8 protein-coding genes and 1 pseudogene are annotated in these 13,063 nt (G+C 72.9%); 2 read left to right on the top strand and 7 right to left on the bottom strand.

Features of this window, described 5'->3' with window-relative positions; translation table 11 throughout:
- Positions 1-52: 52 nt before the first annotated feature.
- On the bottom strand, positions 53-2,791 hold the full coding sequence (locus ACWDEN_RS43710) for an AAA family ATPase (RefSeq protein WP_450863552.1): 2,739 nt from the start codon (positions 2,789-2,791) through the stop codon (positions 53-55).
- A 172-nt stretch (positions 2,792-2,963) separates the two neighbouring features.
- Positions 2,964-3,305, bottom strand: coding sequence for a hypothetical protein (locus ACWDEN_RS43705; protein WP_450863550.1), 342 nt, complete (start codon positions 3,303-3,305; stop codon positions 2,964-2,966).
- A gap of 402 nt (positions 3,306-3,707) precedes the next feature.
- On the opposite strand from ACWDEN_RS43705, the gene ACWDEN_RS43700 reads away from it, so the two are divergent.
- Both ACWDEN_RS43700 and ACWDEN_RS43695 read left to right on the top strand, forming a co-directional pair.
- Positions 3,708-4,979 (top strand): aminotransferase class V-fold PLP-dependent enzyme, encoded by a 1,272-nt coding sequence (locus ACWDEN_RS43700; RefSeq protein WP_450863549.1) that lies wholly within the window; start codon positions 3,708-3,710, stop codon positions 4,977-4,979.
- A gap of 151 nt (positions 4,980-5,130) precedes the next feature.
- Positions 5,131-6,180 carry a fatty acid desaturase family protein gene (locus ACWDEN_RS43695; protein ID WP_450863547.1) on the top strand — a complete coding sequence of 350 codons (1,050 nt, stop codon included), beginning with the start codon at positions 5,131-5,133 and terminating at the stop codon, positions 6,178-6,180.
- 96 nt (positions 6,181-6,276) lie between these two features.
- Here ACWDEN_RS43695 and ACWDEN_RS43690 read toward each other — a convergent pair whose 3' ends face one another.
- The 5 genes and pseudogenes from ACWDEN_RS43690 to ACWDEN_RS43670 form a co-directional block, all read right to left on the bottom strand.
- Positions 6,277-7,026, bottom strand: a complete 750-nt coding sequence (locus tag ACWDEN_RS43690) for a thioesterase II family protein (RefSeq protein ID WP_351612251.1) — start codon at positions 7,024-7,026, stop codon at positions 6,277-6,279.
- 1 nt (position 7,027) lies between these two features.
- Positions 7,028-8,287: an LLM class flavin-dependent oxidoreductase gene (locus ACWDEN_RS43685; protein WP_351612254.1), complete on the bottom strand. Its 1,260-nt coding sequence runs from the start codon at positions 8,285-8,287 to the stop codon at positions 7,028-7,030.
- 56 nt (positions 8,288-8,343) lie between these two features.
- On the bottom strand, positions 8,344-8,880 hold the full coding sequence (locus ACWDEN_RS43680) for a flavin reductase family protein (protein WP_351612257.1): 537 nt from the start codon (positions 8,878-8,880) through the stop codon (positions 8,344-8,346).
- 17 nt (positions 8,881-8,897) lie between these two features.
- Positions 8,898-10,235 (bottom strand): annotated as a pseudogene (locus ACWDEN_RS43675) (type I polyketide synthase); the annotation flags it as partial.
- Between the two features lie 19 nt (positions 10,236-10,254).
- Positions 10,255-13,063 (bottom strand): type I polyketide synthase (locus ACWDEN_RS43670; protein ID WP_450863544.1); only part of this gene is annotated, 2,809 nt, incomplete at its 5' end.

Raw genomic sequence — 13,063 nt, 5'->3', positions numbered from 1 at the left:
GGGACGGGACGTTCGAGGTGAGGGAGGGAGAACGGCCGGGGCGCGCCGGTGGTCAGCCGCGCACGGGTGCGGTCCCGGCCGGCTGCGCGGACAGGTCCGCCCGGCCGGAGACGCCCAGCTTCCGGTAGACGCGGGTCAGATGCTGCTCGACCGTGCTGACCGTCACCCCGAGCCGGGCCGCGATGCCACGGTTGGTCAGCCCCTCCGCCGCCAGCGCCGCCACCCGCCGCTCGGCATCGGTCAGCGGCACGTCCCCGGCGGTGAGCACGGTGGCCGGACGGCCCGACCCGGGCAACAGCTCCTCCCGCAGACCCACCGCACCCATCTGCTGGGCCAGGTTCCACGCGGCCCGCAGGGTGGCGGCCCCCTGCGAGGGGCGGTCGTCGGCGTGCAGGGCGTGCCCGAGGTCCGCCAGGGAGCGGGCGGTCTCCAGCCGGTCGCCGGAGCGCCGCAGCAGCTCGACGGACTCGCGCAGCAGGGCGGTGCGCGGACCGGGGCCGCCCGTCGCGGCCAGCAGACGCAGCGAGGTGCCCCGCACCCACGGGTACGTCGCGCCGGGCAGGGCGAGCTGCTCCTCGGCCAGCGTCCGGGCCCGCCCGAGCCGGCCCATCCGCAGCAGCGCCTGCGCGGCGTCCGTGCGCCAGGGCAGCAGGGCCGGCCGGTCCGCCTGCCAGGACTGCAGCACACGGCCCGCCTTGCGGAAGTCGGCGAGCGCGAGGTGCGGCTGCCCCAGGGACAACTGGTGCAGTCCGCGGGCCCGCAGGTAGCGCAGGCCGTACAGGCTCGTCAGCGCCTGACGGGTCACCGGGTACCGGACGTGCCGGGCCGCCTCGTCGTGGCGGCCGAGCGCGCCGCAGGCCTGGACCAGCACGGCGGCCGGACCGTAGTGGAAGGTTCCGCCGCCGGTCGTCGGCAGCGCGTCGAGCGCCGCCGTCGCGTGCTCATGGGCACCGGACGCGTCGCCCACCCGCAGCAGAGCCTCCGCGTGCAGATCCGCGCAGACGGCGCGCCAGCCGGGCGCGCCGCTGCTCTCCGCCTGGGTGAGCAGCCGTCCGCTCGCGAAGACCGCGCGCTCGGGCCGGTCCGAGTACAGCAGTGTGCGTACGGCGTTGACGAGCGGTGCGAAGGCGGCGTCCGCCAACGGCACCGTCCGCAGCAGCGTCTCGCAGTCACCGGCGCGGGTGTCGAGCAGCGCGCCGAGGAGCGAGCCCGGGGTACGGCCGCCCTTCCCACCGGGGCCTGCCGTCCCGCCCAGCAGGGCGGCCGCCTCGGGGACCCGGCCCTGGGCGAGCAGCATCGCGGCGGGTTCCGCAGGGTCCCAGCCGGCCGGCCGCGCCGAACGGGGCCCCGTGACCAGCGCGGTCAGCCGCTGCTCCGCCGTCTCCGGATGCCGGCGCGCGGCCAGCCGCGCGAACCGCAGCGCGACACCGGCACGCTCGGCCTCGTCGGGGCAGACGTGATGCGCGAGCACGAGGAGACGCTCGGCGTCCTCGAGGGCGTGGTACGCGCCGGGCACTGCGGCGACCTGGGGACGGCCGGCGGCGGGGTGGGCGAGGCGGGTGGCCCGGGGAGGGGTGTGGGTGGTGCGAGGCGTGTGCGGGAGGTCCGGGCGGGGTGGTGCCAGCAGGTCCTCCGCCGTCCGGACGAGCAGGGCGAAGTCCTCGGGGACCACGGGGACGCGGATGCCGTCCGACAGCGGGGCGAGCAGGTGGTCCGCCACCACCCCGGCCGGGGCACCCGCCGCGCCGAGCGCCCGTGCGGCCCCCCGGTGCAGGTCCGCGCGGGCGCGCGGGGACGTCTCGGCGAGCACGGCGGCGGCGACGGACGGGTGCCGGAAGCGGAGGCCGTCGAGCACTCCGCAGGCGCGCAGGGCGGCCAGCGCGCCGCTGGTGTCCTGGGGCCGTGGCGGGCCATCGGCGCCGAGGAGGTCCAGCATGCGGGTGACCAGGGGCTCGGTGGCGCGGTCGGCCAGTGTCGCCACCGCGCGGGCGACCGCCTGCCCTCCCGGTCCGCTGCGGTGCACGCAGGCGAGGACGGCGTCGGCGAACGGGCCCTCGGGTGCCGGCTCCGCGGGCCGTACGGCGGCGTCGGCGGCGTGGGCGGCGTCCTCCTGGAGCAGGGCGCGCAGCAGCAGCGGGTTTCCGCCGGTGATGGAGTGCAGTTCGCCGGGAGTACGGCCCGGACGGCCCGGGGCCGGCCACTGCTGGGGCGGTGTCGCGGCGGCCTGTGCCGTCTCCTGCGGGGTGAGCAGGCCGAGCCGGATACGGCGGACGTGCGGCTGCCGGAGCAACTCCGGTGTGAACAGCGGCTCCTGAGCATGGTCGGTGGAGGCGGACACGGTGGCCACCACCAGCACCGGGGCCGGGCGGACGTGCCGTATGAGATGGCGCAGGTGGTGCAGGGACTGCGAGTCGGTGTGCTGGACGTCGTCCAGGCACAGCACCACCGGCCCGTCGAGGGCGAGGTCGCACAACTCCGCGCAGAACGCCCGCATCGCCTCCCCGGAGGGCACGGCGTCGTCGGCTTCGGTGCGGGCGAGTGCGAACACCGGTGCACTGCACACCAGTTGGCGCAGCACACCGAGGGGCACCCGGCGTTCCTGCTCGGTGGCGGCGGCGGTGAGGACCAGTGCTCCGGCGGCTGCGGCCCGTTCGGCCACGGCGTCCAGGAGATGGCTCTTGCCGCAGCCGGCCGCGCCCTCGATCAGTACCGCCCGGGAACGTCCCACCGCGCAGATGGTGAGGACCGCCTCGAGGGCTTTGGCCACCGATGCTCTTTCCGCCTCCGTCATGAACCCGCCCCTTCACCGCAGCCGCGCTGGTCCGGGCCAGCATCGAAGCCGCTCCTCTAACAGAGGTGGAGCGGGGACGGAGGTGACACCGCTCCGGGAACGCCGAAGCCCCCGCGGCGGCACGGTGGCCGGCGGGGGCGTCACGGGGCGGGCGCGGCGGCCCGGGCGCGCATCAGACGGAGGCGACCTTCGGCCAGTCGATGGAGGCGGGCTTGGCGGCGGCCGGGGCGACCGGCCAGTCGATCGAGGCGGGCTTGGCGGAGGCGGTGGTGGCGGGGGCGACCGGCCAGTCGATGGACGCGGGCTTGGCGGCGGGGGCGACCGGCCAGTCGATGGACGCGGGCTTGGCGGTGGCGGGGGCGATCGGCCAGTCGATGGACGCGGGCTTGGCGCTGGCGGTGGTGGCCGGCCGGCCGAGGTGGGCGCTGTCCGCGGTGGCGACACCGGCGGTGGTGAAGGCGGCGGCGGCGGCGACGGTGGCGGCGATGGTGGCGATCCGGGCGATGCGGTTCATGGCGGGCTCCTCGGTGTCAATTCCGTGTTCGTTGCTTGGCAACCTCTTGCCAAGAAGGTTGGCAAGCAAATCTCGTGAATTGGTGGGGAATTGGTCGATTTCTGATCGAGGCGGCCACCAGAAACGCCCAAGGAGGGGGTTCCGCGGACCGGAGTTGCCAGATGAAAGTCGCCTTGAACTGCGGAAATGCTGCTTCTTGGCAGAATTCGAGATGCTCTGGCAACGCTTGGCAACTCCTAGTGGAGAGAGCCGGATGCGGCCGAGCCTCTTGCCTGCCGACCCTCAACTCGAGTCCCGCCGGAGCCGTTGTTGCCCGATGTTGCCAACTCCCCACTCCCGGAGGCAAGGTATTGCCAACTACTCGGCAACAAATTGCCTCAGTCACGGGGGGAGGCCCCGGAAGTGAACACGACGTCGCACGGTGACCGAAGGGTCCACCTGAACACGGCCGGTGTGGGCCGCATGTCCGCCGCCGTACGCGCGGTCCTCACCGAATGGACGCGCCACGAGGACCGGTTCGGGCCGTACGAGCTGGAGGAACGCCTGGAAGACGTCCTCCACGGAGAGATCCACGAGCGACTGGCCGCGCTGCTGGGCGCGCCGCTCGGCGACACCGTCCTGTGCACCGGCGCAGCCGACGCCTTCGCCGCCCTGCTGTCCCGGCTGTCGCTGGGTCCCGGCGACCGCGTCTGGACGACTCCCTACGAGTCGGCCGCCAACCTCACCACGCTCTTCGCCCTGCGCGACCGCACCCGCTGCCGGCTGGACGTCGTACCGCTGCGCCACGACGGCGACCTCGACCTGGAGTGGATGGCACAGCACATCGGCGACGACGTCGCCCTGGTCTGCGTTCCGTACGTCCCCTCGGGATGCGGCATCGTCAACCCCGTGGAGGACGTGGGACGCATCCTCGCCCCGCACCGGTGCCTGTACGCCGTCGACGCGTCGTACGCCGTCGGCCAGCTCCCCGTGGACGTCGCCCGCATCGGCTGCCAGCTGCTCACCGGGGACGGCTGGAGGTTCCTGCGCGGCCCGCAGTCGGCCGGATTCGCCTATGTGGCACCGCAGTTGCGGCAGGCCCTGGCGCCGAACGGCGGCGCGTCGCCGGCCGTGCCGGACGGCGCGCGCGTCGCCGCGCTGAACACGGCCCTGGCCGAGCACGCCACGGCTGCCCCGCACCAGGACCTCGGCCCCGTCCTGCGCGCCGCCGTGGAGCAGGTGCCCGGCACCGAACTGATCGACCCGGGGCGAACCCGGTCCGGCATCCTCACCTTCCGGCACGAGGAACTGCCGGCCGCGCTGCTGCGCCGCGGGCTCGCCGACCACGGGGTCGCCGTGTGGAAGACGGTCGCCCAGGAAACCCCGCTGTACCTGCTTCGGCGCGGTGTCGTCACGGCCGTACGCGCATCCGTGCACCACGACAACACGGCCGAGGACATCGAGGTGTTCGCCGACGCCCTGCTGGATCTCGTCACCGAGGCACGGGGACGCCGGCCGGTTCCGGCGCCGCGCGCTCTGTCCGCCGTACCGCGCACGTCGGCCGGGGCGCGCGCGGGCGGCGGCGCCCCGGCGGTCCGCGGAGTGCTGCCGCGTCAGCGCAGGGCCGGGCAGCGGCATCTGACACTGGTGTCCGGGGGGCCTCGGGACCCCATCCCGCTCGAGCCCGGGGCCTGAGCGGTCCGCAGCCGCGGCGGAGCATCCCTGGGGCACCGGTCGAACCACCGTGAATTAGGGGTGCTCCCGTATTCATGCCGGGGTCCGCACCGCCGGGAATAGGGGTCGGATCCCATTATGCTGGGGAATACCCGCCCACATACTGGGTCGCATGGCGAACCCCACTGTGCTCACGGAGCAAATTCCGCCGGTCGCCCGAGGAGCAGGGAGCGATTACTCCCGCCTGTCGCGCAGAATTTCCGACGCGGGGCTGATGGAACGGTGCCCTCTCTACTACACCCTGCGATTCGGCGCAGTCGTCCTCGCACTGGCGGCCTGCTGTACGGCGTTCGCCGTACTGGGAGACAGCTGGCTGCAGCTCATCGTCGCGGCCGGCCTGGCCGCGGTCTTCGGACAACTGGGGCTCGCGGCCCACGACCTGGCGCACAAGCAGGTGTTCTCGCGGCGCCGCCCCACCGAGATCGGCGGGCTGATCGCCGCCAACGCACTCCTCGGCATGAGCTACGGCTGGTGGATGAACAAACACACCCGCCACCACGCCAACCCCAACCACGAGGAGAAGGACCCCGACGTCGCACCCAACCTCATCGTGTGGTCGCGCCGGCAGGCGAGCGTGGCCCGGGGACTCCCGGCCTTCATCGGCCGGCACCAGGCGCTGCTCTTCTACCCGATGCTGACGCTGGAGGGATTCAACCTCTCCGTCGGCAGTTTCCGGGCTCTTTTCACCCCGTCGATGAAACGGCCCTTCCTCGAGGGAGGCCTGCTCGTCGCGCATTTCGCCGTCTACTTCGGCGCAGTCTTCACCGTGCTCTCGCCCGGCAAGGCGGTCGCCTTCGTCGCCGTGCACATGGGGCTGTTCGGCCTCTATCTCGGCTCGGTGTTCGCCCCCAACCACAAGGGCATGCAGATGGTCACCGACGGCCAGGAGCTGGACTTCCTGCGCCGCCAGGTGCTCACCTCGCGCAACGTGCGCGGCGGCGCCGTCATCGACGCGCTGATGGGCGGCCTCAACTACCAGATAGAGCACCACCTGTTCCCGAGCATGCCCACTCCCGCCCTGCGCAAGGCCCAGCGGATCACCGAGCAGTACTGCGCCGAACTGGGCATCCCCTACCACCAGACCGGACTGATCGCCTCCCACCGCGAGGCACTGCGGCACCTGCACAGCGCCGGCGAGCCCCTGCGCGCCGAGCGGCGCTGACTGGCTGACGAGGACAAGGCAGAACCCAGGCCACCGACGGGGGAAGGCGGATGGCCTGGGTTCTGCGGTTTCGGGGGACGGCCCGTGGCACGGGCCTCAGACGAGATGATTCTTGATCGCCGCCATCACCTCCGCTGCGCGGGAGTTGAGATAGAAGTGGCCGCCCGGGAAGACCCCCAGGGTGAACGCGCCCGAGGTGTGCTCGCTCCAGGCGCGCGCCTCGTCGAGCGTCACCTGGGGGTCCGCGTCGCCGGTGAGAGCGAAGACCGGGCAGCGCAGCTTCGGCCCCGGCGTGTACCGGTAGGTCTCGGCGGCCCGGTAGTCCGCCCGCACCGACGGCAGGATCATGCGCAGGATCTCGGGGTCTCCCAGCACCTGTGTGTCAGTGCCGCTGAGCCGCGTGATGTCCGCTATGAGACCGTCGTCGTCCAGCAGGTGCACCCGCTCGTCCCGGACGGTGGACGGCGCCCGGCGCCCCGAGGCGAACAGGCCGTGCAGCACCAGTCCTTCGGCCTCCAGCCGGCTCGCCAGCTCGAACGCCAGGGAAGCCCCCATGCTGTGACCGAAGAACGTGACGGGCCGGTCGAACCACGGGCGCACCTCGTCGACCAGCAGGTCGGCCAGCCGCGGGATGCTGTCGACGCACGGCTCGTGCCGCCGGTCCTGACGGCCCGGGTACTGGACCGCGAGCACGTCGACACCGGGCGACATGGCGCGGGAGACCGGGAAGTAGAAGGACGCCGATCCGCCCGCGTGCGGGAAGCAGACCAGCCGGTGCGGGGCCTCCGGCGCGGGGTGGAACCGCCGTATCGACGCCCCGGCCGCCGTTGCGGTTTCCGTGGTCACCTCAGGCCCCCAGTTCGGGCGAGATCACGTAGTCGGAGACGTCCGTGGTGTTCTCGGTGACCCGGCCGAGCGCCTCCTTGAGCGCGGTCGCCAGCCGCTCCCGCTTGGCCGTCTCGCGCGCCTCACGACGCTCCACGAACTCCGGCATCACCTCGGAGGCGAACAGCTCCAGTGACTCCATGATGTGCTCGTGCCGGTTCTTGCCGACCTGCACGGAGAAGATGACCTGGTCCACGCCGGCCTGTTCGTAGCGACGGATGACATCGGCGATCTGGTCGGGGGTGCCGATGCCCCGGCGCAGCGAGGTGATCTGCTCCAGCATCGCCTTGGCCTCGGGGGTGGGCTCCTCGCCGTCCGCCGGCCCGACCGGCTCGCGGGTCAGGCCCACGGCGGCACGGTTGTTCTGGAACTCCTGCCACACGTCGGTGACGGCCGGACGGTGCTGCCCGGTGATGTAGTAGTGCATCAGCGAGTACGAGAAGAAGTGCGCGCCGTCCAGACCGCGGTCGAGGGCGGTCTCCTCGTCCTGGTGGCACATGAACGGGAAGACGACCGAGAAGTTCGGGTTGACGGCCTTGCCCGCGGGGACGCACTCCTCGGACTCGAGGATGCCGTAGTAGGTGTCCACCCACTCCTTGGCCTCCTCGGGGGAGACGAAGGAGAAGGACAGCGCTCCCATGCCGTTGCGGGCTGCGGTCTCGATGGTGGTACGGGCGCTGCACGCCATCCACAGCGGCGGGTGCGGCTTCTGCTTGGGCTTGGGCAGGAGGTTGCGCGGCGGCACGTTCACCCACTGGCCCTCGAAGCCCCGGAACGGCGTCTCGGTCAGCAGCCGCGTGACGACCTCCAGGGACTCCTTCCACTGCTCCTTCTTGGTGTCCCGGTCGACCTCGAAAGCGCCCAGCTCCAACTGCGAACTTCCCGCGCCCGTACCGAAGTCGACACGTCCGCCGGAGAGCAGGTCGAGCGTGGCCAGACGCTCCGCGACCCGGATCGGGTGGTTCACCGCGGAGGGCAGGGACACGATGCCGTGGGCCAGCCGGATCCGCTGGGTGCGGGCGGCGGCCGTGGCGAGGAAGACCTCCGGTGCGGACGAGTGCGAGTACTCCTCCAGAAAGTGGTGCTCGGTGGCCCACGCGTAGTCGAAGCCCAGCCGGTCGGCCAGCTCGATCTGCTCCAGGGACTCGTTGTACAGCCGCTCCTCGCTGTCCTCCTCCCAGGGCCGGGGCAGCTGGTGGTGGTAGATGAGACCGAATCGCATGAGTTGTACTCCTTGATTGCTTGGCGCGCCGGCTGGTGCCGCCCCGGACGGGACGTTCAGGCCGCGGGACGGTGGAAAGCAGAGCGGTAGAACAGAAGAGGGGCGGCATCGGGTTCGGCGACCTCGACCGCGCGCACCCTGCCGACGACGATCCAGTGGTCCCCTCCGGGGTGCACCGCCTCGACGGTGCAGTCCGCCCAGGCCAGCGACCCGGACAGTACCGGCGAGCCGGTGCCCGGGCCCGGCGTCCAGGCGACGCCGGAGAACTTGTCGGAGCCACGGACCGCGAAGGAGCGGCACAGCGCCTCCTGGCCCGCGCTGAGGATGTTGGCGCAGAACGCGCCGGACGGCTCGATCCTCGGCCAGGTCGTGGAGGTGCGCGCGACCGAGAAGGTCACCAGCGGGGGATCGAGGGAGAGCGAGGCGAAGGACTGGCAGGTGAAGCCGACCGGTTCGTCCGCCGACGTTCCTCCGCGTGCCGTGGCGAGCGACGTGATGATGGTCAGCCCGCTGCAGAAGTGGCCCAGTACGCGGCGGAACTCGGCAGGATCGATCAGGCTCTGAAGGGTCGGTGGGGTCGCGGTGGCAGGCACGAGGTCTCCCGTCAGTGGGGCGCTTCTTCGAGGATCACGTGGGCGTTGGTGCCGCTGATGCCGAAAGAGGAGACACCGGCCCGGCGGGGACGTCCGGTTTCCGGCCAGGGCCTGGCCTCGGTGAGCAGCCGTACGAGTCCGGCGTCCCAGTCGACCCGCGGGGTCGGCTCGTCCACGTGCAGGGTCTTGGGCAGCGTCCCGTGGCGCATCGCGAGGATCATCTTGATGATGGACGCCACGCCGGCGGCCGCCTGGGTGTGGCCCAGGTTCGACTTCACCGAGCCCAGCCACAGCGGGCGGTCCTCGGGGCGGTCCTTGCCGTAGGTGGCCAGCAGCGCCTGGGCCTCGATCGGGTCGCCCAGCCTGGTGGCGGTTCCGTGTGCGTCGACCGCGTCCACGTCCGCGGTGGTGAGCCCCGCGTTTTGCAGCGCCTGCCGGATCACCCGCTGCTGCGCCGGCCCGTTCGGCACGGTCAGTCCGCTGGATGCCCCGTCCTGGTTGAGCGCCGACGCCCGTACGACGGCCAGGATCCGGCGGCCGTTGCGCCTGGCGTCGGACAGCCGCTCCAGCATGATCATGCCGGTTCCCTCACCCCAGCCGGTTCCGTCGGCGGCCGCCGCGAAGGACTTGCAGCGGCCGTCGGGAGACAGCCCGCGCTGTTTGGTGAAGTACTGGAACGTCTCCGGCGAGGCCATCACCGTCACCCCGCCGGCCAGCGCCAGCGAGCACTCCCCGGTGCGCAGCGCCTGAAGGGCCAGATGCGTCGCCACCAGCGAGGACGAACAGGCGGTGTCGACGGTGACCGCCGGGCCCTCCAGCCCCAGCGTGAAGGCGATGCGGCCGCTGATCAGACTGCCGCCCGTGCTGGCGCCCTCGTACTCGTGGTACATCAGCCCGGTGAACACTCCGGTCCTGCTGCCCGCCAGGGAGTGCGGGTCGATACGGGCGTTCTCGATCGTTTCCCACGCGGTCTCCAGCAGCAGTCGCTGCTGCGGATCCATCTCCAGGGCCTCGCGCGGCGAGATCCCGAACAACTCGGCGTCGAAGTCCGCCGCGTCGTGCAGGAAGGCCCCGTGCCGGGTGATGCTCTTGCCGGGGGCGCCGTGCTCGGGGTCGTAGAGACGGTCGACGTCCCACCCGCGGTCCGTGGGGAACGGGGTCACGCCGTCACGTTCCTCGATCAGCAACCGCCACAGGTCCTCGGGGGTCTCGGCGCCGCCGGCGAACCGGCAGGCCATGCCGACCACCGCTACGGGCTCGGCCGAGGCCTGCGCCAGCCGCTCGTTCTCCTGGCGCAGCCGCTCGTTGTCCATCAACGACGCCCGCAGCGCCTCGACGATCTCTTCCGTCTTCATGGCTGTTCCCGTCTCCGCCTCAGTCGGACTTCCTGGCCCCGAGGGCCGTACGGACCAGATCGCTGATGTCCATGTCCGCGATCGCGCTGTGGGTGGCGTCCGCGGCGTTCGCCCCGGTCGCCGGCTCCGGCTCGCTCTGCGGCGGCGCGAGCTCTTCCAGCAGGTACCGCGCCAGGACTTCGGGGTTCGGGTAGTCGAACATCATCGTGGCCGGGAGCCTGAGCCCGGTCTCGGCACCCAGCAGGTTGCGCAGCTCGATCGCGGCCAGCGAGTCCAGGCCGAGTTCGGTGAAGCCGCGGTTCATGTCGATCGCGTGCGGCTCGTCGTGACGCACCGCCGCAACCTGATTGCGTACGAGGTCCAGCACGATCCGCAGTTGCTCGTCCTCGGTCAGGCCCGCGAGCCGCTCCTCCAGGGACTCCTCCGACGCTGCCTCCGGGCCGGCCGTCGCCGGCGCGGCCGAGGCCGCTGCCCGAGCCGGGGTCCGGCCGGCGGTGACGAGCCCGCGGAGCGGCCCGGGAACCTGCTCGGCCGCGGCGAGCGCCGCGGTGTCCACCGGCAGTGGCACCAGTACCGTCTCGCCGGTGCCGAGCGCCGCGTCGAACAGCGCCAGCCCGTCCTGCGGCGTGATCGCCGGCGTGCCCAGCCGGCGCTGCCGCTCGAACACGGCCGTGTCCAGGACGGCTCCCATGCCGTCGCCCTCCCACAGGTGCCAGGCGAGCGAGGCGGCGGCGAGGCCGGCGGCCCGGCGGTGGTGGGCGAGCGCGTCGAGGAAGGTGTTGGCGGCCGCGTAGTTGGCCTGACCGCCGTTGTCCCAGAATCCGGTCGTCGAGGAGAACAGGACGAACGCGTCGAGGTCCAGGCCCAGTTCGAGGCTCAGCTCGTGCAGATTCCAGGCGGCGTCCGCCTTCGGCCGCAGCACCTTGTCGAACCGTTCCGGCGTCAGCGAGGCGATCAGCCCGTCGTCGACGATTCCCGCCGCGTGGACGATGCCGCGTACGGGGTGCGCGGGGTCGGTCGCGGTGATGAGCGCGGCGAGGGCGTCGCGGTCGGCGGCGTCGCAGGCGGCGAGGGTGACGGCGGCGCCGGCGGTGGTGAGTTCCTCGCGTAGTTCGGTGGCGCCGGGGGCGTCCGGTCCGCGGCGGCTGGTCAGGATCAGGTGGCGGACGCCGTGCGCGGTGACCAGGTGGCGGGCGACGAGGGCGCCGAGGCCGCCGGTGCCGCCGGTGATCAGCACGGTGGACTCCGCGTCCCACGGGCTCGCAGCCGTGCCGCCGGAGACCTTCGCCAGGCGCAGGACGCGGGCCTGACCATCCCGCAGGACCAGCTCCGGCTCGCCCGACGCCGCGGCCGCGGGCAGCGCCCGCGCGGACTCCGCCGTGTCGTCCAGGTCCACCAGGACCAGCCGGCCCGGGTGTTCCGCCTGTGCCGCACGCACCAGACCCCACACCGGAGCCTGGGCCACATCGGGACGCTCGCCCGCCGTCACGGCCATCGCGCCACGCGTGGCCACGACCAGCCGCGAGGTGGCGAACCGCTCGTCCGCCAGCCACCGATGTACCGCCGCCAGCACCCGGTGCACCGTGGCACGGGCGCCGGGTGCCCCCGGAGCGGCCGGCTCGACGGGCAGCAGCACCAGCTCCGGTACGTTCCCTGCCGCCGCCGAGACCGCCTCCAGTACCGGCAGCGCGTCGTAGGACGGCGCCGGGAGCGGAACGGGCGCCCAGGAGAACCTGTGCAGGCCGTCGGCCGACCGGCCGCCCGCCGTGCCGAGCTGCTCCGGCGAGACCGGCCGGGACACCAGCTGTTCCACCGTGGCCACCGGGCGGCCCTCGGCGTCGGCCACCCGCAGCGTGGTGACCTCCTCGCCGCGTACCCGGCGCAGCAGTACGCGCAGCGAGGTGGCGCCGGCCGCGTGCACGGTCACCCCACTCCAGACGAAGGGCAGCTGGGTGGTCCCGGCCTCCTCCTCGTTCAGCAGGTCCACGTGGCTCGCCGCGTCGAGGAGAGCGGGGTGCAGGGTGAACCGGGCGGCGTCGGCGTGGGCGTGGTCGGGGAGGGTGACCTCGGCGTAGACGTCGTCACCGGACCGCCAGGCGGCCGTCAGGCCCTGGAAGACCGGGCCGTAGGTGTATCCGCGTCCCAGCAGCCGCTCGTAGGCACCGTCCAGGTCGATCGGCTCGGCACCGGCCGGCGGCCACTGCGTGAGGTCCGTCTCCGGCTCGGCGGGCCGTGCGGTCAGCGTGCCGGTGGCGTGCCGGATCCAGTCGGCGTCGGTGTTCTCCGGTCGGCTGTGGATGCTCGCCGGCCGGCGTCCGTCGGCGTCGGCGGGGCCGACGACGATCTGGAGGGCGAGCGCGGTGCCGTCGGCGGGCAGGACGAGGGGTACCTGGAGCGTGAGTTCCTCCAGATGCGGGGTTCCGGTCTCGTCGCCGGCGCGGATGGCGAGTTCGACCAGGCCGGTGCCGGGCAGCAGGGTGGTGCCCAGGACCGTGTGGTCGGCGATCCACGGGTGCGTCGCCGTCGACAGCCGCCCGGTCAGGACGGCACCGCCGCCGTCGGGCAGCGTGATCACCGAGCTGACCAGCGGGTGTCCCGCGGCGACCTGCCCGTGCCCGGTGGCATCGGCGGCCACCGTCGGCTCCGGGGAGGTCTCCAGCCAGAACTCCCGCTTCTCGAAGGCGTAGGTGGGCAGGTCGACGCGGCGGGCGCCGGTCCCGTCGTAGAACGCCCTCCAGTCGACGGTGGTGCCGGTGGTGTGCAGGCGGGCGAGGGCGGTGACGAGTTCGCGGGTCTCTTCGCGGTCGCGGCGCAGGGCCGGGACGAAG

Source organism: Streptomyces sp. NPDC001153, assembly GCF_053598315.1.
This window is presented reverse-complemented; position numbering and strand designations above follow the sequence as displayed.

Coding starts and splice junctions, on each gene's coding strand:
- ACWDEN_RS43705 (WP_450863550.1), bottom strand. CDS start 3,305: ATGAACCGCATCGCCCGGATCGCCACCATCGCCGCCACCGTCGCCGCC.
- ACWDEN_RS43695 (WP_450863547.1), top strand. CDS start 5,131: ATGGCGAACCCCACTGTGCTCACGGAGCAAATTCCGCCGGTCGCCCGA.
- ACWDEN_RS43685 (WP_351612254.1), bottom strand. CDS start 8,287: ATGCGATTCGGTCTCATCTACCACCACCAGCTGCCCCGGCCCTGGGAG.
- ACWDEN_RS43710 (WP_450863552.1), bottom strand. CDS start 2,791: ATGACGGAGGCGGAAAGAGCATCGGTGGCCAAAGCCCTCGAGGCGGTC.